Here is a 22,409-nt window from a genome sequence, read left to right as displayed (position 1 = left end):
AATCCGATATCAGATTGCAACTCCACGCCACAGCAATTGCAACTCTTCCGCACCCTCCTGCTGAGTGCCTTCAATATGAATAGGCGCTGACCCGGATGGCCACACGAGGGGCAGGAAGTACTGAATAACGAAATCAGCGACACAAATCCTCTCCAATTATCGCGGCAGCGGCTACTGCATCTGGGTGTTGATATGCAGCTCTAAAGGCTGAGCCTTAGACCGCAAGGCCTGACACGGGTACGCCTATATACGGGGAAAAGCCAGCACTAACCGCCACCCCTGAGCCAAGTCTGCTCAGCATCTGAGCGGGATACTTCGACGCAACCGTTATGACGGCGCTTGTCGTCTGTCCTGCTTGGCAATCCCTTGCTACCCACTCAAGGCGAGGAGAAGTACTCAACCTCCAGCTCAACGTGCATATCGATCAAGGAAGACATCGTCTCCGCACCGAGAACGAACCCTGACATCACCTCAAAGAAAACGCCAACGTAAAGCTTTACCCGCCCCCGCTCATTAATGACACGATGAAAATAATCTCGATGTGCCGCAAGAGACCCAAGCAACTCGTCAACTCCATCAACAAAATTCCCTGGCACCCTCTCCTTCAAATCGAAGGATGCAAACGTCTCCCGGTACACCCCACTTAGATGATCTCCCGTTAATGTGCGCCGCGGGGAGCCGACGGAATGCCCCACATCTGCCAACATCCCAAGCGATGCCTCAATCTCCTCATGACGACAGACTGGGTGAAAAACCCGGAGGGTTATGGAGAATAGATCAGTCATTGTTCACCTCGATTGCCAGGTAGGAATATACCGAAGTGCCCATGATCCTCTGCGCCACCGACGTCACCATGCGTCCACACATTTCCATCTCTGTCTATTCCCGTCCAATCAGTCGGACCAGCACCAACGCCCTTCTTAATTTTATGAAGATCATCACCTGTCCAGCCGTATTTGCCTTTAGCCTTGTTGATTGGAAGCGTCCCCTCAGGACATCCACTAGGCTTATCACTCCGCCCCTCATTTCGCTTGGCAAACTGGAGAAACGCTCGTGGATCTCCCTTTAGGGCCAAACTGGCTGTTATCCAGATTGCCGCCTCCAGTGCCGGAAAGGCAAGCCTGTCCGGATAGATGTATGGACCTGGCGCCACCTCACCACCATAGTTTGGCAGGTCCGGATTCCACGTTTGGTAGCCATCAACACCGGAGCTCATTATGAGTGGGCGTGACGATGCCTGACGGGCTGCGGACGACTGCAATCCTTCCGGGTCCACCACCTTCAATGGATTGCCACCAACATACCCGTAGACACTTATCCCCCCCGCCAACCCAATCGGGTCACTCTGCGAGTACCTGCCCACCGCAGGGTCGTACTCCCGCTGGTAGTTATAGAACATCCCACTAGCATCCGTCGCCTGCTGCCCCGGGAAACGCAGCGCCAGATCAAATGCCACACCGTCCCCGTCCGGGTCCACCGCCGGAGCCTGATCGCCAAACACCTCGCTCTTGTTGCTCCACGCCCAGATCGTCACATCGCGGATCGGGTCGATGACCACACGCGGGGTACCCAGGTGATCGGGCTGGATGTAGACCACTTCAGGCACGCCCGCGCTCGCCGGGCTGAGCAGTGCAATCGGGAAGTTGTCCAGCCAGATGGCCTGCTGCTGGAGCTGACCGGTGGCGCTGTAGTTGCCGATCCACTGGCCCGATTCGTCATACACCGTCACCAGTGCGTCACCTGAAGCAGGTGTACGAAGTACGCGCTCGCCACGATGGTTGTAGGCATAGCTCTCCAGCACTGCACCGGCCTGCTTGACCACACTCATGCGATTGGCATCGTTATGGACGAAGGTCTTTGCACCGATGCTGGTGGTGTTGCCAGCTGCGTCCTGATTGCGCGCCTCGCCATCGACAGCGACCAGGCGATGGCTGTCTGCCGGATAGGTGTAGTTCGCGGTGCCCGCTGCTGTTGTCAGTGCAGTGCGGTTGCCGGTGGCATCGTAGACGTAGGCCTCGATCGCCACATCTGTCACGCCATCCTTGGTTTGGGTCAGGCGACCGAGCGTGTCGTAGCCGTACTTGGCCAGCACGCTGGTGCCTGCTCCGTTCTTCAGTTCGGTGATCGCACCGACCGGATCATAGCCGTAACTCAGCGAGAGTCCGCCCGCCGCCGGGTCATGCACAGCCTGTGGCCGATAGTCGAGGTCCAACGGACGCTGCAACTGGCGGCCATTGCCATAGGTCCAGCCGGTGACCGGTCCAAAGGCGGCGTGGGTCACCTGGCTGACCACCACCTGCCGGGCCTGGCCGGGACGGATGAGGCCGATCTGGCTGATGCGTCCCTGGGTGTCGCGGACATAGTCGGCGATGCTGCCATCGGGGTACGTCAGCGCGGCCAGGCGCCCGGCGTGAGTGTAGGCGTAGCGCAGCGTGCTGCTGACGCCGCTGACGGTCTGCACTTTCCGGGTCACCTGGCCGAAGCGGTCGTGGCAGTACGCGGTGCTGCCACCTGCATGCTGGACGCTACCCAGGCGCCCCTTGGCGAAGCGCTCGTCGGGCGCGCAGGCAGCCGGCGCCGCATCGTAGCTGTAACCAACATCGAGGCCGGGGTCCGGATAGGCGATGCCGGTCAATCGATTCAACGCGTCGTAGTGGTACGTCGCTGTCACGCCACGGGCATCGGTGCGGGTGCTGCGATTGCCTGCTGCATCCACGGAGAAGGTGGTGCTGCCGCTGTCCGGGCTGCTCTGCGCGGTAAGGTCGCCGAAGCCATTGTAGGCGTATTGCGTGTGCAAGCCCTTGGGGTCGGTGACTTGGGTGACCTGGTCGAGGGCGTTGTAGCTGGAGCGGATCTCGGCCGCGATACCGCCGACATCCTGCAGCGTGCGTGCCAGACGATTGAGCGGGTCGTGCTGCTGGCTGGTCGATCGCTGCAGTGCATCCGTGATGGCCTGCATGTTGCCGTTGGCATCGTAGCCAAAACCGGTGGCGTGGTTTCCGGCGTCCTTCAGCGTGGTCAGCTGACCCAGCGTGTTGTAGAGGCGTGCCAGGGTCCGGCGCAGGGTCCCGCCGCCGTCGACGGTGTCTTCCTTGAGCCGGTTGCCGGCGTTGTCCAGCGTGTAGTGGACGCTGTTGCCCGCGCTGTCGGCGATGTCGGTCAAGCGCTGGGCGGCATCGTAGACATAAGTGACACTGGCACCGTCGGGCTCGGTGATCTGTTGCACCTGCCCTGTGGGCCAGTAGCTGAGCAGCGTGCTGCGGTCGCCCGCCGCGTTTGTGCCCCGCACGTTGACTGCGATCGGCCAGCCGCGCGGATGGTAGGCATAGTCGGTCACCACACCATTGGCATCGCGGACCGACAGTGGCCGCCCCTGGGTGTCGTAGGACAAGGTTTCAACGCTGTGGCCCAGCGCATTGGTCAGCGTGCGCAGGTCACCTTTGCGGTAGTGACAGGTGCCGGCGGCCGGATCGGCGCAGCCCGCATCGTCATTGCCGTAGTACGCGTAGGTCGCGGTATCGGCAATGTCGTTGCGCGGACCATCCACGCTTTTCAGCAGCCCCAACAGCGGGCAGTTGCCACCGGCCGCGACGTCGGCCGCTTCGCAGTAGCTGAGCGTGGTGGTGCGCACTTGGGCCGTGGCCAGGTCGCGTACCGCGAGGCTCACTGGCTGCAGGCGGGCATTGCGGGTGATGCGAGTTTCGCGATTGCCGACCCGGCTGACCAGCACGCGGTTACTGGCTACATCGGTATGCACGTCCGTAATCCGCTGCTCGGGTAAGCCGAGCGCTTCAGTCGTCGTCTGCACGCTGACCGCCTGGCCAGTCACCGGATCGGTGGCAGCGGCGTAGGCATGCTTGGTCTGGGTGCCACGACGGTCGGTCAGCGTATCCAGACGGCGGCGGAAGTCCTGCGCTTCGGTGTAGTAGCTGCGGCTCTCCGTGCCCTGCGGGTCGACGATGCCACTGACCTTGCGCGGCAGGCCGCTTGCCCCGGACGCCGTCAGGCCATAGGTAGCCACCTTGCCGAGGGCATCGGTGACCAAAGTGGTGCCGGTGGTGGTGTATTCCAGGCGCACGCCGTCAACGCCGACGTCGGCCTGGGTGCAATCGCCGGAATGGCGGCTGCAGGTCACCCGGCCCTTGGCATCGTAGCCATACCAGCTGAAGCGGCGGGCATCCTCGGCGGTGATTCCGGTGAGGTACTGCGGGAAGCGGCTGTCCTCGTAGTGATAGCTGCGCACACCACCATCGGCGTAGGTGACCGAGGCGACCTGTCGCTGCGCGGTGTAGGTGTAGCTGGCCAGCAACTGACCGGCCACGGACAACCCGCTGATCAGGTCATCGCCGGCCGGGGATTCGTAGTGGAACAGCAGGCTGCGGCCGCTGGAATGGGTGATTGAGAGCAGGCGTGCGCGGGTGTCATGCAGATAGGTCAGCGAGCTGCCGTCTTCCCTCGCGCGTGACTGCAGCAGGCCATTACCATTGAAGCTCAGCAGCTCATCGGCGCGGTACAGGAGCCAGGTAGTGCCCTGCTGGACGATGCGGTCGCCACTGCCGTCATTGGCTTTGTAGCTGGTGCCGATCTTTTTGAATGCGGTCTGTGTTCCATCCGCATCAACCAGGCCAACCAGCAACTCTGTGCTCGGCGGGAACGTGCCTGTATCGGTGCCCAAGGTCATGCGCAGGTTCTGTGAATGGGTCCAGCCGGGACCGAACGCCCCACCTGCCGTGGAGGTCATCGAATGGTAGTGGCGTGCGAACTGGATCCAGCCCAGATCAAAATCGGGTTCCGGCTGGGTTTTGTCGCCGGTAGTGGGATCACACGGATTGCCGACGGAACACTGTTTGGTGACCGGCGTACTCCAATAGGTCATCAACATCGCCGTGTTGGGCTGCTCCTGCATGAGCAACGAACACGCCCCCATCCCTGCATTCCACTTCATCGCGGGGCGATTGGGGCATAGGACCGTGCGTTGACGCGTGGCCTGCATCCTGCCAATCAGCGCGTCGCAGCTAGCCGTCGATGCATAGTAGTGGTTGATGGTTACCTGGTTCTCACTTTCTTCATGCGTGTTGCTGCCATCGTCACCCGTGCCAGTGCCAGGCCTTCCCGTCCACACACCCGGAACCAGCGTGGTGGCGGCGCACTGTGGGTCGCTGGGATGGCGATTCAGGATGGATTGGCGCAGCGCATCTTCGCTGCTGTACTGCTGGTTCTCGTAGGTGTAGACCCAGTCGGCAATGACGATCTTTTCGGGCTTTGTCCGGTAGTCATAGGTGACCTTGTTGGCGGTCACCAACTGTCTCTTTACCTCCCAGACGAAAGGCTTGTCCGTTTCATAGCGGGCGTAGAAGTTCTTGATGTCACGCTGCGCCGCACTTTCGGTGGCACGCGCCTGTCCCATCGACAGATTGCTCCCCCACTCCTTTTTCACTTCCTGTGCATGGAGCGGAGATGAGACCACCAACGTGGTCACAATTACCAACGAGGCACCAAAACAGACCTGAATTCTTGATCGCAACATCCCTGTACTCCTTCCTTCCTGGATGGAAACCACGCACGCACGCAGCGGCACTTCGTCACTACCGGCAGGAGCAAGATCACTCCTTCGTCGGAAAACCCCATCACGCTGGACGGGCCATGCTGAAAATAAACGCGCAATGTGGCGTGTTTATGAATCACCCCGAGCGGCAAGTCAACGATCCAACCATTTAATTCTCGAAAACACGAACATTCCTAACGCCCATTCAACACATTATGTGAATCACATCGCACAACGTAGGTTTTCTCCTATGTAGCGTCCCTCACATCTCGACACCGCCCCCCTTGGTCGCGCCGGCCGGTTCACCCAGCCCCCTACCCGCCACCCCCGCACCCGCTAAAATGCCCCCATGACCACTCTCACCTTCCGTACGGCCACCGCCGCCGACATTCCCGCCCTGATCGCCCTGGTCACCTCGGCTTACCGGGGCGACGCCAGCCGCGTGGGCTGGACCACCGAAGCCGACCTGCTGGACGGGGCCCGCATCGACGCGCAGGGCCTGCAGGCCGATCTGGCACGGCCGCGCTCGAGCATCCTGCTGGCGGAACGCGATGGCCAGCTGCTGGCCTGCGCGCACGTGGCCGATGACAACGGCAAGGGCTATTTCGGCATGTTCTCGGTCGATCCGGGCCAGCAGGGCAGCGGGATCGGCAAGATCATGATCGAGGCCGCCGAGGCCCACGCTGCCCGCGAGTGGGGCGTGCCGGTGATGCAGATGACGGTGATCGACGTGCGCGACGAGCTGATCGCCTTCTACGAACGCCGCGGCTATGTCCGCACCGGCATCAAGAAGCCGTTCCCGTATGGCGATGAGCGTTTTGGCATTCCCAAGCGCGATGACCTGCGCTTCGAGATCCTGGAAAAACCGCTGGTGGCCGGCGCATGAGCGAGACCTGGACCTTCGTCTGCGCCAGCGCCGAGCTGTTGCCCGGCGAGATGAAGAGCGCTTTCGACGACGTCACCGGCACGCCGATCGTGGTGTTCAACCTGGACGGCGAGCTGTACGCGCTGGAAGACCAGTGCACCCACGATGAGTTTGAACTGTCCTCGGGCACCTTCGACACCACCGAGGGCAGCGTGGAGTGCGTGCTGCACGGGGCACGCTTCGATGTGCGCGACGGCCGGGCCCTGTGCGCCCCGGCCTATTCGCCGGTCGCCCGGTTCCCGGTCAAGCGCGAACACGACGGGGTCTGGGCCCGCGACGACCGCGACTGAACGGGCGCCGTTTTGAAAACGCGAATTGTTGCTATTACCATAGGCATTGCGGCCGTCCGGTCGCGCCTGCCCGGTACCCTGTGCCCGCCCACCGCTCTGCCACCGGTATTGCTGCCCTGTGGGCCACGCTCTGCGTGGTGCTGCTGGGCTGCGCCTGGCTGAACGCGGCCGGTGCAGCCTCGGCCTCCGCGCCGTGGAAGGCCGGCCTCGCGGGGTTGCAGGAGGCCCCGGCAGCGGCCTGGAGCCGGCTGAAGTCGCCGCCGGCGCCCGCCCCCGAAGCCCCCCTCACCGAGACCAGCGTCGCCGTTGAAGGCGGCGTCGACCCCGATACCGGCAGCCACGCCACCGCGCTGCGGCTGAGTCGTGCGGCCTGGGTGGCGGTGGTACCGCTGTGGCCGGCCGATGCGCTGCGCTGGCAGCTGCTGGAACCGTCGCTGCGGCTCAACCCCGGCCACGCCCCTCCCTACGCCTGATTCCGGCATCGGCGCTGCGCGCTGATGCCTGCCGTGGCGGCGCACTGCGCCGTCGGCGGCCACGCCTGTTGCTGTTCCTTTCTCCGCTCCGCTTCCGCCTGCCGTGACTGCTCCGGCCGCCCGGCATTCGTCCGCACTTCCAGGAAATCCCATGACCGTCCGCCCGACCCCGCTGTCGTCCGCCCTGCTGTTGGCCATTGCCGCACCGGCCCTCGCCCATGCCGAAACCGATGCTGCCAACGACCCGCAGCGCGCCACCGAACTCGATGGCGTGGACGTGCATGGCTCGCGCGTGCGCGCGCAGTCGTCCAAGTTCACCGCGCCGCTGCTGGACACCCCCAAGTCGGTCAGCGTGATTTCCCAGCAGGTGATCGAGCAGACCGCCGCGACCACCCTGCTCGATGCGCTGCGCACCGTGCCGGGTATCACCTTCGGCGCCGGCGAAGGCGGCAACCCGACCGGTGACCGTCCCTTCATCCGCGGCTTCGATTCGGCCTCGGACATCTATGTGGACGGCATCCGCGATGCCGGCAGCCAGACCCGCGAAGTGTTCGCCATCGAGCAGATCGAGGTGATCAAGGGCCCGAGCTCGGCCTACTCCGGTCGCGGCTCGGCCGGTGGCACCATCAGCCTGGTCAGCAAGACCCCGAAGCTGCAGAACTTCGTGCAGGGCTCGCTGGCCGCCGGTACCGACAGCTACTACCGCGGCACGCTGGATGCCAACCAGGTGATCGGCGACGGCATCGCCGCACGCGTGAACATCATGAAGCACGAGGCCGACGTGGCCGGCCGCGATGAGGTCAACAGCAGCCGCTGGGGTATCGCCCCGTCGCTGGCGTTCGGCCTGGACGGCCCGACCCAGGCGGTGATCAGCCACTACCACATGCAGACCAACGACCTGCCCGATGCCGGCGGCTTCCCGTACAACAACCCGTTCACCAGCGGCGCCAACCTGCCGCTCAACGGCGATGGCAGCCCGATCGTGACCAACCGCGATGCGTTCTACGGACTGGTCGACCGCGACTTCCAGAAGACCCGCGCCGACATCACCACGTTGAACCTGTCGCATGATTTCGGCGGCATCGTGCTGCGCAACATCACCCGTTACGGCGACACCCGCAACGACTACCTGTGGACCCAGCCGGACGACAGCAAGGGCAACCCGAACCTGTACGGCACGATCTGGCGCCGCACCAACTCGCGCGCCACCCAGACCGACAGCTTCATCAACCAGACCAGCCTGACCGGTGAGTTCGAGACCGGCCCGCTGCGCCACAGCTTCAACGCCGGCATCGAGTACAGCAGCGAAAAGACCGTGCGCGGCAACTTCCTGATCGGCGATGTGCGTCGCCCGAACGGGCAGACCACCGGCGGCACCAACAACCCGCAGACCGGCACCCAGGCCTGCCCGACCACCGGCGTGGCCACCGGCTACAACTGCACCGACCTGACCAACCCGAACCCGCACGATCCGTGGGCCTCGCTGCACACCGTGACCCGCAGCAACCCGCTCAACGACGTGCGCCAGACCACCCGCACCAAGTCGGCCTATGCCTTTGACACGATCAGCTTCAGCGAGCAGTGGATGCTGAACCTGGGTGCGCGTTTCGACGACTACAACACCCACCAGTTCGTACCGACCGCGGCGGCCAACCTGCAGCACCTGCGCAACGACACCTCGTTCTGGAACGGCCAGGCCGGCCTGGTGTTCAAGCCGACCGCCAACGGCAGCATCTACCTGTCGTGGGGCACCTCCTCCACGCCGGTGGGGGTGGACGGTGGTGACGGCGCCGACGGCATCAGTGCCACCATCCAGGACCTCAAGCCGCAGCGCAGCCGCAACATCGAACTGGGCACCAAGTGGGACCTGTTCGATGCACGCCTGTCGCTGACCGGTGCGATCTTCGAAACCGAGATGACCAATGCGCGCGTGACCAGCGACGCCGGCACCACCCAGAATGCCGGCCGCAAGAAAGTCAAGGGCGCCGAGCTCGGCTTCAGCGGCACGATCGTGGAAGGCTGGCAGGTGTTCGGTGGCTACACCTACCTGGATGCCGTGGTCGAGGACAATGGCTTCGTCAACGTCGGCACCACCGCCAACCCGGTGTGGGCACCGTCGCCGTTCAACGGCAACCAGTTCCCCAACACCGCCAAGCACAGCGCCAGCCTGTGGACCACCTGGGCGCCGTCGTTCGTGCCGGGCCTGAGCCTGGGTGCCGGTGCCAACTACGTGGACAAGGTGTACGGCAACGTCAACAACACCAAGTGGGTGCCCTCCTACACCCGTTGGGACGCGATGGTCGGCTACGCCTTCAGCGAGCGCTACAACTTGCAGTTGAACGTGCAGAACCTGACCAACAAGACCTACTTCACCAAGGCGTACGCTTCGCACTACGCCGCCATCGCGCCGGGCCGTTCGGCAACGCTGGCCTTCAACTTCAAGTTCTAAGCCACACACGACCTCCCGCGCTCCGGCGCGGGAGGTTCTGGAGCCGATCATGCTGCTGCACATCCCCGACGTCCTCACCGCCGAGCAGGTCACCCAGGCCCGCGCGCAGCTGGCCAAGGCCGGCTGGACCGACGGGCGCCTGACCGCGGGCTACCAGTCCGCGCAGGCCAAGCACAACCTGCAGTTGCCCGAGAGCGACCCGACCGCACGCGCGGTGGGGGCGGTGATCCAAGAGGCACTCGGCCGCAACAGCACCTTCTTTTCCGCCGCACTGCCGCGCCGCATCTTCCCGCCGCTGTTCAACTGCTACCAGCAGGGACAGACCTTCGGGTTCCATGTCGACAACGCGGTGCGCTATGACTACAGCGCCGCCGGGCAACCGCAGCCGGTGCGCACCGATCTTTCCGCCACCTTGTTCCTGAGCGATCCGGACGAGTACGACGGCGGCGAGCTGGTGATCGAAGACACCTACGGCAACCAGCGGGTCAAGCTGCCGGCCGGGCACATGGTGTTGTACCCGGGCACCAGCCTGCACCAGGTCACCCCGGTCACTCGCGGCGCGCGGCTGGCTTCGTTCTTCTGGATCCAGAGCATGCTGCGCGACGACGGCCAGCGCCGTCTCATGTGGGACCTGGATGTCTCCATCCGCCGGCTCACCCACGACCACCCCGAACACCCCGCGCTGGTCAACCTGACCGGCGTGTATCACAACCTGCTGCGGCAATGGGCCGATGTCTGAGGCCCACGCTACTTCGTTCGATGCCGCCGCGCTCGCCGCGCAGTTCCAGCACGATCCCGCTGCGGCACTGGCCACCCTGCAAGGCCCGGCACAGCGCGGCGACGCGCAGGCGCAGTTCCTGCTCGGCCAGGCCTGCAGCGAAGGACGCGGCTGCGCGATGGATGCTGCGGCCGGCGTGCTGTGGTTCGAACGGGCCGCCAACGGTGGCCTGGCCATCGCGATGAACATGCTGGGCCGCTGCCATGAACTGGGCAGCGGCACGCCATTCAACCTGGAACTGGCGGCAGTCTGGTATCGCAAGGCTGCCGAGGCGGGGCTGGACTGGGGCATGTACAACCTGGCCAACCTGCTGGCCACCGGCCGTGGCGTCGGCAAGGACCCCACCGCGGCCTACGCGCTGTACCTGCGCGCCGCGCAGCACGGCCATGCCAAGTCGATGAACCTGGTCGGGCGCTGCCTGGAGGACGGCATCGGTGTCATCGCCGATCCCGCCGCCGCACCGGCCTGGTACCAGCGCTCGGCCGAAGCCGGTGATTTCCGCGGCCAGGCCAGCCATGCCTCGCTGCTGCTGGCCACCGGCCAGGTGGACGCCGCCACCGGCTGGCTGGAGCGTGCGCTGGCCAGCGGCAGCCCGTCTTTCCAGGCGCATATCCGCCCGGCGCTGGCGGTCTCGCCGTACCCGCAGATCCGGGCCCTGCTGGACACCGCCCCGGGCCAGTGAGCCGGTCGCCAGTCAAGGCGCAAATCATTCGCATTTGCGTCGGATAACCAATCTCACCTACAATCCCGCCGCCTCGCGCCCCGACTGACCGGGCCGCGCCGCCCACCGGGAACCGCATTGCATCACGCACACCGCCATCGCAGCTTCGCCCCCGCCATGCGCGGGCAGCGACCCGCGTTGGCCACGGTGCTGGCCTGGCTGGCCGTACTGGCGATGCTGTTCGCCGGCCTGCCGGTGCTGGAGCACGCGGTGCCCGGCAGCGCCGCGCTGGTGCTGCAGCTGCCGGTCGAAGAACGCCCGGCCGGCGGCGGTGAGAGCAGCACACAGGAAGAAACCCCGGCCAAACCGCGCCGCACCGCCAGCGCGCGCCCGGCCACCACCCCGCAACCGCGGCTGCCGGAATCGCTGGACGCGCTCGATGCGTTGATGGCCACCCTGCTCGACCTGCCGCCGCAGGTCACCCCGTCGATCGATTCGGCACCGGCCACGCCGTTGCCTGCCGCCCCCGGACTGCGCGTACAGCGCGGCCAGGCGCCCCCGCAGGGCTGATCACCCGCATCGCCTGCGGCGCCACTGCGCCGTCGATGCCGCTCACGTCCTGACTGCCCGCATTGCGGGCCCCCTGCTGAATTCCCGTGTGTGTCGCGGCCACTGCGCCCGGCCACCGCGCGTCCGTCTTTTCTTTCGAGGTTACTGCCATGGCCCAGCGCCAGCATCGTCGTACGTCCCTGTCCCGTTGCGCGTTGAGCATCGCCCTGCTCACCGCCCTGAGCGCCCCGGCATTCGCCAATGGCGCCGCCGCCGGCGCACCGACCACGCTGGACAAGGTGGTGGTCACCGCGGCCGGCTTCGAGCAGAAGATCACCGACGCCCCGGCCAGCATCAGCGTGGTCAGCCGCGAAGAACTCAGCAAGCGCCCCTACACCAGCCTGGTCGATGCGCTGCGTGACGTGGAAGGCATCGACGTGGGCATGGAAACCACCGACAAGAACGGCCGCGCCACCATCTCCATGCGCGGCATGCCGTCCGAATACACCCTGGTGCTGATCGACGGCCGCCGCCAGAGCAATGTGGGCCAGCTGTATCCGAACAACTTCGGCGGTGGCCAGTTCGCTTACCTGCCGCCGCTCGATGCGATCGAGCGCATCGAAGTGGTGCGCGGCCCGATGTCCACGCTGTACGGTTCGGATGCGATGGGCGGGGTGATCAACATCATCACCCGGCGCAACCAGGACAGCTGGCACGGCTCGGTCACCCAGGGCTTCACGCTGCAGCAGGACGACCAGTTCGGCGATGCGCGCACCACCGACGTCTACCTGACCGGCCCGCTGGTCAAGGACCGCCTCGGCCTGGCCGTGCGTGGCAGTTATTACGACGCCAAGGCCTCCAATCCGGAGTGGGACGACCTGCCGCTGCCGGATGGCACGCTGTGGTCGCGCAGCATTGGCTTCGGCGGTGGCGGCAAGGCCGTGGCCAACACCAACTGGAACACCGGCCTGCGCCTGAGCTGGACGATCAACGACGACCATGACCTGACCCTGGACTACGACGTCTCGCGCCAGAAGTACGACAACAGCGAAGGCCAGACCGGCACCCTGGACAGCCTGGCCAGCCTGTGGCGCGTGGGCAATGCAACCATCCCCAACCCGAACGGCACCGGCACGGTCTCCCGCCGCGTGGTGCAGCCGCGCGTGGGCTACACCGCCTACCAGCGCTATGAGCGCGACCAGCTGGCACTGAGCCACCAGGGCCGTTATGCGTTCGGCACCTGGCAGACCACGCTGACCCACACCAAGAGCAACAACCTGGGCCGTTCGCTGCCGCTGACGCTGGACGAGCGTGGCGACCTGCAGACGCTGTGGAACGACGTATGCCGTCGCACCGGCGCCGCCGCCAACTGCGCGGCCGGCCGCGGCAACGCCCTGACCGCCCTCAACGCCAGCGAGCAGGCCCGCCTGCAGGCCTTCCTGCCGCGTCCGCTGCGCACGATGGAGCTGGAAGGCTACGTGCTGGACACGATGCTGGACATGACCTTCGGTGCGCACAAACTCACCGTCGGCGGCCAGTACAACGACACGGACATGGTGGACGGTGTGTTCGGCATGGATGGCGCCGGCTACCGCGACAACGTGAAGCAGCAGCACCGGATGTGGTCGGTGTTCGCCGAGGACAACTGGTCGCTGACCGACACGCTGACCGCGACGGTGGGCGTGCGCTACGACGACCACAACATCTTCGGCAGCCACCTGAGCCCGCGCGGCTACCTGGTGTGGAACGCCAGCGACGCGTGGACGTTCAAGGGTGGCGTGAGCACGGGTTACAAGACGCCGCGCCCGGACCAGCTGTTCCCGGGCGTGACCGGCTTCGGTGGCCAGGGCGTGCTGCCGCTGGTGGGTTCGCCGAACCTGCAGCCGGAAACGAGCACCAACTATGAGGTGGCGGCCTACTACGAGGGTGCGGACTGGGGCTTCAACGTCACCGGTTTCCTCAACAAGTTCGATGACAAGATCGCCAGCGGCGGCACGTTCCCGAACTGCGAAGTAGCGCCGGCAGGCAGCGGCTACTGCGTGGATGTCGGGCCGGGCTGGGCGGCGCTGGGCTACAGCACCTTCAGCCAGAGCGTGAACATCGACAAGGCCGAGACCAAGGGTGTGGAAGCGGCGGCCTATGTGGACCTGCTGGACAACCTGCAGCTGCGCGGCAACTACACCTACACCAAGTCCGAGCAGACCAGCGGCGTGGACAAGGGCAAGCCGGTAGGCGGCACGACGACCCCGGCCAAGCACATGGCCAACGCGAGCATCAACTGGCAGATCAACGAGGCAGTGAGCCTGTCGCTGATCGGCGAAGGCCGTTACGACCGCTACCGCGACACGCTGGTGAGCAACGTGGGCGGCGTGAGCAACTCGCAGGTGCGCTACTACGAGGACTACACGATCTTCCACCTGGGAGGCAGCTGGAACATCAACCAGTGGCTGACGCTCAATGCACGGGTCAACAATCTGTTCGACAAGGACTTCGTGTCGCAGTCGTGCGTGCTGATCAGCGACAGCGAATACAACTGCGTGGACGACTACGCCACCAAGGACCAGCGTCGCAGCTACTGGATCTCGTTGAACGCCAAGTTCTGATTCGGCGGCTTTCTCGATCAAGATCAAGATCAGGATCAGGATCAACTGCAACAGCCGGAGCCTTCACGTCGGGGGCTCCGGTGTAGCGGGACGGTGGCGGTGGGGGTGCGGGACACGCTGCAAGTCCCCCTCCGGGGCCCGGCCCAGCCGCTGGCGGCTGTGCGTTCAGTCGCACGCGAGGCAGTGCCTCGCAAGCGTGCGCCTTCACCCATGTAAGCTCCGTCGCGCCATCCATGGCGCTCAGGGTCCCGCACCCCCACCGCCACCGCCCCGCCTACAGTTGGCTGGTGCCCATGGGCGAGCACAAGCAAAAACGGGAGAAGCGATTGCCGGACTTTGCTCGGCGCGTCGGCGAGCCCATAAGTCTTGATCGCACCGACCACCGATGGACAACAGAGACCAAGGAACTTCTGCTCTGCTGTCCCGCTGTCCCGCTGTCCCGCTGTTCCCCTGCACACCGACCCACTGTGGGCGAGACGGCGTGTGTGGGTTCACGGGACCCTCCACCGCATGGATGCGGTGGAGGAGCCTACATGGACGTACTTGCGGCGTGTCCCGTGAACCCACACACGTCGTCTCGCTGCCCGATAGCAGGGAACAAGCCGGCTGTGGCTGTGGCTGTAGCTCTGGCCGTGGCTTCGGCTCTCGCAGCGGCAACAAATTGCGAACCATTCTCATCAATGGTGTAATTCACCATTCAGCTCCCGATGCCGTAGACCGTGGCCACCAGCGCTCCCCCCTCCAGCGTGCAGCAACAACAACGTCGTGGCTTCTGGCTGCGCACCCTGCACCAGTGGCACTGGATCAGCTCGGCCGTCTGCCTGATCGGCATGCTCCTGTTTGCCGCCACCGGCATCACCCTCAACCACGCTGCCAAAATCGAAGCCAAGCCCCAGGTCGTCAACCGCCAGCTTGACCTCCCCGCCGACCTCCTCGGCCAGCTCGGCGACCGCAGCGACGGCAACGCCCCCCTGCCCCGCCCCGCCACCCGCTGGCTCGACGCACAGCTGGGCATCGCCATCGGCCGCCGCCCCGCCGAATGGTCCGACGGCGAAATCTACCTCTCCCTGCCCGGCCCCGGCGGCGACGCCTGGCTCAGCATCGACCGCGAAACCGGCGCCGTTGAATACGAAGCCACCTCACGCGGCTGGGTCTCCTATTTCAACGACCTCCACAAAGGCCGCAACGCCGGCCCCGCCTGGGGATGGTTCCTCGACATCTTCGCCGTCGCCTGCCTCGTCTTCTGCATCACCGGCCTGTTCCTCCTGCACCTGCATGCCCGCCAGCGCCGCATGACCTGGCCGCTGGTCGGCCTCGGCCTGATGATCCCCCTGCTCATCGCCCTCCTCCTCATCCACTGACCCTCGTCCCTCCCGGAGCCCGCACCATGCGCGTCACCTTGACCATCGCCCTGAGCGGCCTGCTCGCCACCTCCCCGGCGTACGCCACCACCCTCGACATCAACGTCGAAGTGCCCAAACTCACCGTCGCCGAGTACCACCGCCCCTACGTCGCGGTGTGGCTGGAAGGGGCCGACCAGAAGGTCGCCGCCAACCTCTCCGTGTGGTATCAGCAGACCGGCAACAGCGAAGGCCACGGCACCAAGTGGCTGCCCGACCTGCGCCAGTGGTGGCGCAAGAGCGGCCGCACCCTGGACGTCCCCGTCGACGGCATCACCGGCCCCACCCGCCCCGCCGGCAAGCAGGCCCTGTCCTTCAACGACAAGCAGCCCGCGCTCAAGGCCCTGGCCCCGGGCAACTACACCCTGGTCGTGGAAGCCGTGCGCGAAGTCGGCGGCCGTGAACTGCTCAAGATTCCCTTCACCTGGCCCGCCACCGCCGTGCAGAACGGCAAGGCCCAGGGCACCACCGAACTCGGCCTGGTCACCCTGACGGCCAAGCCCTGAGCTTGTGCCCGCCCTCGCCGGCGGGCACCCTTCTGGACGTCGCGGTGCGACGTCGCATTGGCCACCCGGCCGGTCCCATCCCCACTACATGGAGTTTTTGATGAAGCGCTCGCTCGTCCTAGCCGCCGCCCTGGCCGCCGCACTTCCGTTCTCCGCCCTGGCCCACAAAGCCTGGCTGCAGCCTTCGCAGACCGTGATTGCCGGTGAAAACCCGTGGATCACCGTCGATGCCGCGGTGTCCAACGACCTGTTCTACTTCAACCACGTGCCGCTGCGCCTGGACAGCCTGGTCATCACCGCGCCCGATGGCAGCACCGTGCAGCCGCAGAACGCCGCCACCGGCAAGTTCCGCAGCGTGTTCGACGTTGAACTGACCCAGCAGGGCACCTACCGCCTGGCCTCAGTCAACAACGGCCTGTCGGCCAGCTGGGAAGAAGCCGGCAAGCCCAAGCGCTGGCGTGGCACCGCGGCGGCATTCGCTTCGGAAGTGCCGAAGAAGGCCAAGAAGCTGCAGGTGGCCCAGTCGGTCGGCCGCATCGAAACCTTCGTCACCAACGGCACCCCGAACGACACCGCGCTCAAGCCCACCAAGCAGGGCATCGAGATGATCGCGCTGGGCCACCCCAATGACCTCGTCGCCGGCGAAGCCGCCAGCTTCCGCGTGCTCATCGATGGCAAGCCGCGCGCCGGCCTGGCCTTCGAGATCACGCGCGGCGGCACGCGTTACCGCAACGCCCAGAACGAGATCAAGGTGACCACCGACAAGAAGGGTGAGTTCAGCGTCACCTGGCCGGAAGCCGGCATGTACTGGCTGGAAACCGGCAGCGAAGACAAGAAGACCTCGCTCAAGCAGGCCAAGGTCCGTCGTCTCAGCTACGTCGCCACGCTGGAAGTGTTGCCGCAGTAATCGCCAATGGCGCGCCCCCTTCACCACGAAGGGGGCTTTTCAGCAGACCCGATGAACACCCCCACTCTCGACATCGCCAGCCTCGGTGGCCACACCATGGGCACCACCTGGCAGGTAAAACTGGCGGTATCGCCTACGCGCGACCTGCATTCCCTGCACGCCGGCATCCAGGCCCAGCTCGACGCCATCGTGGCGCAGATGAGCACCTGGGAAGCCGACAGCGACATCACCCGATTCAACCGCGCCGACAGCGGCAGCACGCATCACGTGCCTGCTCTGTTCGCCACGGTACTCGACTGCGCGCTGGATATCGCCCGGCGCAGCGATGGCGCCTTCGATCCCACGGTCGGCCCGTTGGTGGCGCTGTGGGGCTTCGGCGCGCAGGCCAACGCCCGGCGCGTGCCCGACCCGGCCCTGCTGGCCGCTACCCGCGCCCGCTGCGGCTGGCAGCGCCTGCACTGGCAACACCCCCAGCTCACTCAACCCGGTGGCCTGGCACTGGATCTTTCGGCCATCGCCAAGGGCTTTGGCGTGGACGTGGTCAGCGCCTGGCTGCGCGACCAGGGCATCACCGCTGCACTGGTGGAAGTCGGCGGCGAACTGCATGGCGTCGGCCGCAAGCCCGATGGCCAACCGTGGCGCGTGCTGGTGGAATCGGCGCCGGAAGAAGATGCCGCTGCCGACTACCCGCCGCGCGTGGTGGCCCTGGACAATCTTGCCGTGGCCACCTCGGGGGATCGTTGGCACCAGTTCGAACAGGCCGGCGAACAGTTCAGCCACACCCTCGATCCGCGCAGCGGTGCGCCGGTCAACCATGCCGCCGCGGCGGTGACCGTGCTGGCGGCCGATGCGATGCACGCTGATGCCTGGGCCACCGCGTTGACCGTGATGGGCGTGCAGCAGGGGCTGGCGTTCGCGCGCGAGCACCAGCTTGCCGCGCGCTTTGTCACCCGCACCGGCCAACGTATCGAAGAACACATGAGCCCGGCTTTCGAGCGCCTGCTCGACGCTGCCCAGGCGCCACGCGCATGAGCGGCGGCCCTTCGCGCGCGGTGCTCGGCAACATCGCGGTGGCAGCGTTGTTGGCGCTGATGGCGTGGTTGCTGCTCCGCCTGCACCTGCAGGATGCGTGGTTGCAGGGTACGCCGCTGGCATCGCAGTGGCGCTGGGCAGGCGCCAGCGTGGCGCTGTATGCCGCGTTCTGTACGTTGGTGTGGTGGCGTGGCCGGCCGCGCCGGGACGTGGCCAGTCCCGATGGCAGCGCCCCGCTGCTGCTGGTCTGGGCCAGCCAGACCGGGTTCGCCCGCCAGCTCTGCGAGCGCAGCGCCGAGGCACTGCGCGCAGCCGGTATTGGCGTGCGTGTGCGCAGCTTGGAGGCGGTCGATACCGCCTTGCTGCTGCAGACCGAACGTGCGTTGTTCATTGTCAGCACCACCGGCGAAGGCGATGCTCCTGATCATGCGCTCACCTTCCTGCGCCAGGTGATGCCGCAAGCGGTAGCGCTGCCGCAGCTGCACTACGGCGTGTTGGCGCTGGGTGACCGCAGCTACGGTCACTTCTGCGCCTTCGGCCACCAGCTCGACGCCTGGCTGCGCCAGCACGGCGCGCACCCGCTGTTTGACACCGTGGAGGTTGACAACGCCGACCCGGCTGCGCTGCGCCATTGGCAGCAACTGCTGGGCCAGCTCGGCGGCAGCGCCACTGATCTACCCGACTGGACCCCGGCTGAGTATCTGCACTGGCAGCTGCGTGCGCGCACGCTGGAGAACGCCGGCAGCCCCGGCACGGCCACCTGGCAGGTGACCCTGGCGCCGGCCGATGGCGTGCTGCCGCAGTGGCAGGCCGGTGACGTGGTGGAGATCGGTCCGCAGCAGGCCCCTGCCGTGGTGCAGACGTGGCTGGAGAACGCCGCGCTGGATGGCGCGCAGATCATCAACGGCGTCGCCCTGCGCGAGCATCTGGCGCGTGCGCACTTGCCCACCGCCGACGAAGCACCTGCCGCCGATGCAGCGGCGCTGGTTGCCGCGCTACGCCCGCTGCCGCATCGCGAATACTCCATCGCCAGCATTCCGGCCGAGGGCCAGGTACAGCTGCTGCTGCGCCGGCAACTGCGCCCGGATGGCACCCCGGGGCTGGGCAGCGGCTGGTTGTGCGATTACGCCGAACCCGGTGGCCGCATTGACCTGCGCTTCCGCAGCAATCCGAACTTCCATGCGCCCGCGCCCGACGCACCGTTGATCCTGATCGGCAACGGCACCGGTATCGCCGGCCTGCGCGCGCATCTGCGTGCGCGCATCGATGCCGGCGCGCGGCGCAACTGGCTGCTGTTCGGCGAGCGCACTGCCGCGCATGATTTCTACTTCGGCGATGAACTGCAGGCCTGGCAGCAGGCCGGCTGGATCGAACGCCTGGATACGGTGTTCAGCCGTGACGGTGGCGAACATCACTATGTGCAGGATTGCCTGCAGGCCAACATCGATCAGCTCTGGGAGTGGGCCCGCGAAGGCGCCACGATCCTGGTCTGCGGCAGCCTGCAGGGCATGGCCCCGGCCGTGGATGCCGTGATCGAACGCGCGTTGGGCCGCGAGGGAAAGGAAGCGCTGATCGTGGCCGGCCGCTATCGGCGCGACGTGTACTGAGCGCCCGTGCGTTGATCAGCGCGCGGCGCCGCTCGGCGCCACGCGGATCGCCAGCAATTCCCCGCCCCCATGCAACGCGTAGCGCTGTCGTTCACCCGCCGCCAGCCACGCCGTGTCGCCCGCTTCCAGCGGCGGCAGCCCGGATGCCGCGTCGAACTGCGCCTGCCCTGCCAGCAGATGGATCGCCCACGCTGCATCGGGCTCGGTAAAGAAGAACATGCTGCCCACCAGCGGCCGGTGCAGTAGTTCGGCATCTAGCTGGTCGCGCCGCCACATCAGGTTGAAATCGTGGGTGACGCCATCCACCAGTTCGCCGCTGACTTCCGCTTCGCCGGCAAAACGCAGGCGCTCGTGCGGCGGCAGCAAGGTATGCAGCGTGCCGTCGGCGAAACGCAGGCGCAGCCCTTCGCCACGCAGCAGCACCAGCTCGCGTTCGACGCCGGGGAATGAAGAAAACGCTGCATCCTGCTCGATCTCGGCAATCGACAGGCGCAGCTGCCAGTCGTCATTGTCGGGCAGGCGCAGGATTTCGCGGGTCCAGCCCAGGCCGTTGCGCCAGCGTTCGCGGCGGTATTCGAAACTGGGAATTACGCGCGTGGCCGCGTGCAGGGCAGTGATATCGGACATGCCCCCATTGTGCCCCAGCGCGTGCTCAGCCGGCGTTGCCACCGCAGTCCGGGCCGAGCAGTTGCGAGCGCGCCAACCATTCCTTGTCCGGGTAGTAGGCGAACACCATCGCGCCGCCGCGCAAGCTGTCGATGAGCGGCCGCGCCACCGACAGGCGCACCGCCGGGCAGCCCAGGCTGCGGCCCAGCCGGCCCTGCAACCGTGCGATCGCCGGGTTCACGTAGGGCGCGCCGTGGATCACGATGGCGCGGTCGCGCGCGTGGTCGTTGAAGCCGGGTTCCAAACCTTCCAGGCGCAGCGAATAGCCATTGCCGCCCATGTAGGTTTCGCGCGCGGTGAACGCGCCCAGGCTGGACATGAAACTGCCATCGCGGTTGGAGAAATGCTCGGTCTGGTTGGAACCACTATTGCGCCCGTGCGCCACCCATTCCTCGAACAGCAGCGTCTGCCGCGCCACGTCGAAGACCCACATGCGCGGTTCGGTCGAGGGGCGCGAGTAGTCGATCACGCTCAGTCGCTTCGCGTCGATGCCCAGCTCCGGTCGGCGTAGCGCACAGGTCATCGCCTGCGCCGCCAGCTGCAGCACCTTGCGGTCGGCCGCCGGTGCGGCGCGCGCCAGCGCCTCGGCCAACTGGGGGGCGGGCAATTCAGCCACCGCCCGGGTAGGCGCGGCCCACACGCTGCCGGCCGACGCGCTCAGCGTCAGCCCGCACAGGGCAAGCAGGGAAATCGTGGAGACACGCATCAACGGCGTACCAGCAGGGCCAATGCCTACAAGGTGGACCCACCGGCATCGGATTCCAACACCGGCTGCAGATTCTGTTCATCCGCCGCCGGGCGGACCGCCGGCAGGCTGGTCACCAGCAACGTGGTTCCCGGCACCAACGCCTTGTACAGCTGCTCGGCGAACGCCGGCGGCAACGCCATCGGCAGGCTCGGGGTGGCCAGCAGGTCCGGGCTGGCATTGCCGGCGCTCTGCCCCAGCAACGGATAGGCGGTCCATTTGTGCAGTTTCTGGGTGGCATCCAGCGGGCTGGGCACGTCCGAGTAGCCCTGCTGCATCACGAACAGCGTGGTGCCCTCGAACGCCGGCAGCGCCTTGGCCTGCAGCCGCGATTCGCCGATCAGCACGCCATCGCGCAGCACATACAGGCGCTGGTCGTGCAGGCTGACCAGGATGCCGACCTGCCCACTCGGCGCAGCCGCATCGTTCCAGTAGTGGTCCGGGGCCTCGGTGGTCTCCGCCAGCGGCTTGCCAGTGCTGTTCACCGGCGCCAGCACGGCCGGATAGGCCAGCGTCATCGGCGCGCTCTTGGCATCGGCCACCACCACGGTATCGCCGCGCTTGGTTTCGCCGAACAGCTTCTGCGCGAACGCCTGCGGCAGCCGCACGCAGCCGTGCGAGGCCGGGTGCCCGGGCAGGCTGCCGCCGTGCAGGGCGATGCCGTCCCAGGTCAGCCGCTGCATGTAGGGCATCGGCGCGCTGTTGTAGAGGTTGGAGCGGTGATCCTTGTCCTTCTGCAGGATGGTGAACACCCCTGTCGGCGTTTCATGCCCGGCCTTGCCCGAACTGATCGTGCTCAGGCCGATGGCGATGCCGTTGCGATACACGTAGGCGCGCTGCTCATCCAGGCTGACCACCAGCACGATCGGGCCGGCCGGGGAGATTTCCGGATGCCAGAGGAATTCACCGGGCTTCAGATCGGTGGGGCCACGCGGCGTTGCGCTGGCCTTGTCGGTAGCGGCAGTGCTGGCCGGCGGTGGCGCGGCAACCGCCGAACACAGTCCCGCAGCGAACAAGGTGCCCAGAGCCAAGGTAAGCAACGCGCGACGTGGTGCCATGTGATTCATTCCGTCCAGTGATGCGCAGACGCTACACCAACGCGCTGCATGCGCAGATCAACGGCAGCGGATTCGTTCTGGGTGTGGGGCGATCGTTGGGGCCGCGGGGCCTTGCACGAAAAAATTTGCAGTGGCCTTCTCCCGCAGAGAGGAGAAGAACCAAAGAAATTGCCCGGCCGCACATCCTTGTGCAGTACCGGGCAATCGTCACGTCC

18 protein-coding genes are annotated in these 22,409 nt (G+C 66.1%); 13 read left to right on the top strand and 5 right to left on the bottom strand.

The features are described 5' to 3' along the window. Positions 1-377: 377 nt before the first annotated feature. Both AC3IPM_RS05095 and AC3IPM_RS05090 read right to left on the bottom strand, forming a co-directional pair. Entirely contained in the window at positions 378-785 is a 408-nt protein-coding gene (locus AC3IPM_RS05095; RefSeq protein WP_489302853.1) for a DUF4279 domain-containing protein, read from the bottom strand. Then, positions 782-5,527 carry an RHS repeat-associated core domain-containing protein gene (locus tag AC3IPM_RS05090; RefSeq protein ID WP_489302852.1) on the bottom strand — a complete coding sequence of 1,582 codons (4,746 nt, stop codon included), beginning with the start codon at positions 5,525-5,527 and terminating at the stop codon, positions 782-784. Before AC3IPM_RS05090 ends, AC3IPM_RS05095 begins: the two co-directional genes overlap by 4 nt. A 367-nt stretch (positions 5,528-5,894) precedes the next feature. Between AC3IPM_RS05090 and AC3IPM_RS05085 the strand changes: the two genes are divergently transcribed. The 13 genes from AC3IPM_RS05085 (at position 5,895) to AC3IPM_RS05025 (ending at position 19,725) form a co-directional block, all read left to right on the top strand. Next, positions 5,895-6,431 (top strand): GNAT family N-acetyltransferase, encoded by a 537-nt coding sequence (locus AC3IPM_RS05085; protein ID WP_489302851.1) that lies wholly within the window; start codon positions 5,895-5,897, stop codon positions 6,429-6,431. Next, a complete protein-coding gene (locus tag AC3IPM_RS05080) occupies positions 6,428-6,760 on the top strand; it encodes a non-heme iron oxygenase ferredoxin subunit (RefSeq protein ID WP_489302850.1) in 333 nt (110 codons plus the stop codon). The genes AC3IPM_RS05085 and AC3IPM_RS05080 overlap by 4 nt, the downstream gene beginning before the upstream one ends. Before the next feature lie 80 nt (positions 6,761-6,840). Beyond that, positions 6,841-7,233: a hypothetical protein gene (locus tag AC3IPM_RS05075; RefSeq protein ID WP_489302849.1), complete on the top strand. Its 393-nt coding sequence runs from the start codon at positions 6,841-6,843 to the stop codon at positions 7,231-7,233. Between the two features lie 151 nt (positions 7,234-7,384). Beyond that, positions 7,385-9,682 carry a TonB-dependent receptor gene (locus AC3IPM_RS05070; RefSeq protein ID WP_489302848.1) on the top strand — a complete coding sequence of 766 codons (2,298 nt, stop codon included), beginning with the start codon at positions 7,385-7,387 and terminating at the stop codon, positions 9,680-9,682. Between the two features lie 49 nt (positions 9,683-9,731). Further along, the gene (locus AC3IPM_RS05065; RefSeq protein ID WP_489302846.1) at positions 9,732-10,421 is read left to right on the top strand and encodes a Fe2+-dependent dioxygenase; all 690 of its coding nucleotides are present in this window, start codon (positions 9,732-9,734) and stop codon (positions 10,419-10,421) included. Next, complete coding sequence (locus tag AC3IPM_RS05060; protein WP_489302845.1) at positions 10,414-11,142, top strand: tetratricopeptide repeat protein; 729 nt, start codon at positions 10,414-10,416, stop codon at positions 11,140-11,142. Before AC3IPM_RS05065 ends, AC3IPM_RS05060 begins: the two co-directional genes overlap by 8 nt. 117 nt (positions 11,143-11,259) lie before the next feature. Then, complete coding sequence (locus tag AC3IPM_RS05055) at positions 11,260-11,691, top strand: hypothetical protein (protein WP_489302844.1); 432 nt, start codon at positions 11,260-11,262, stop codon at positions 11,689-11,691. Between the two features lie 149 nt (positions 11,692-11,840). Then, positions 11,841-14,273, top strand: coding sequence for a TonB-dependent receptor domain-containing protein (locus tag AC3IPM_RS05050; protein ID WP_489302843.1), 2,433 nt, complete (start codon positions 11,841-11,843; stop codon positions 14,271-14,273). 719 nt (positions 14,274-14,992) lie between these two features. Beyond that, entirely contained in the window at positions 14,993-15,634 is a 642-nt protein-coding gene (locus AC3IPM_RS05045) for a PepSY-associated TM helix domain-containing protein (protein ID WP_489302842.1), read from the top strand. 26 nt (positions 15,635-15,660) lie between these two features. Beyond that, positions 15,661-16,179: a DUF2271 domain-containing protein gene (locus tag AC3IPM_RS05040; RefSeq protein WP_489302841.1), complete on the top strand. Its 519-nt coding sequence runs from the start codon at positions 15,661-15,663 to the stop codon at positions 16,177-16,179. Positions 16,180-16,279: 100 nt separating this feature from the next. Beyond that, complete coding sequence (locus AC3IPM_RS05035) at positions 16,280-17,086, top strand: DUF4198 domain-containing protein (protein WP_489302840.1); 807 nt, start codon at positions 16,280-16,282, stop codon at positions 17,084-17,086. Positions 17,087-17,137: 51 nt separating this feature from the next. After that, on the top strand, positions 17,138-18,118 hold the full coding sequence (locus AC3IPM_RS05030; protein ID WP_489302839.1) for an FAD:protein FMN transferase: 981 nt from the start codon (positions 17,138-17,140) through the stop codon (positions 18,116-18,118). Beyond that, positions 18,115-19,725 (top strand): sulfite reductase subunit alpha, encoded by a 1,611-nt coding sequence (locus tag AC3IPM_RS05025; RefSeq protein WP_489302838.1) that lies wholly within the window; start codon positions 18,115-18,117, stop codon positions 19,723-19,725. Before AC3IPM_RS05030 ends, AC3IPM_RS05025 begins: the two co-directional genes overlap by 4 nt. Positions 19,726-19,740: 15 nt before the next feature. Here the strand turns inward: AC3IPM_RS05025 and AC3IPM_RS05020 are convergent, their stop codons facing one another. From AC3IPM_RS05020 to AC3IPM_RS05010, 3 genes are read right to left on the bottom strand one after another with little or no spacing between them, the layout of a single operon-like run. Continuing rightward, positions 19,741-20,352 (bottom strand): HutD/Ves family protein, encoded by a 612-nt coding sequence (locus AC3IPM_RS05020; RefSeq protein ID WP_489302837.1) that lies wholly within the window; start codon positions 20,350-20,352, stop codon positions 19,741-19,743. Positions 20,353-20,377: 25 nt separating this feature from the next. Continuing rightward, the gene (locus AC3IPM_RS05015) at positions 20,378-21,097 is read right to left on the bottom strand and encodes a murein L,D-transpeptidase catalytic domain family protein (RefSeq protein WP_489302836.1); all 720 of its coding nucleotides are present in this window, start codon (positions 21,095-21,097) and stop codon (positions 20,378-20,380) included. Positions 21,098-21,123: 26 nt separating this feature from the next. Further along, on the bottom strand, positions 21,124-22,194 hold the full coding sequence (locus tag AC3IPM_RS05010; protein ID WP_489302835.1) for a L,D-transpeptidase: 1,071 nt from the start codon (positions 22,192-22,194) through the stop codon (positions 21,124-21,126). Positions 22,195-22,409: the final 215 nt, after the last annotated feature.

The sequence above is a fragment of the Stenotrophomonas sp. GL_111 genome (genome assembly GCF_057835245.1).
Note: the sequence above shows the minus strand (reverse complement) of the source record. Positions and strands in the feature narration are given on the sequence as shown.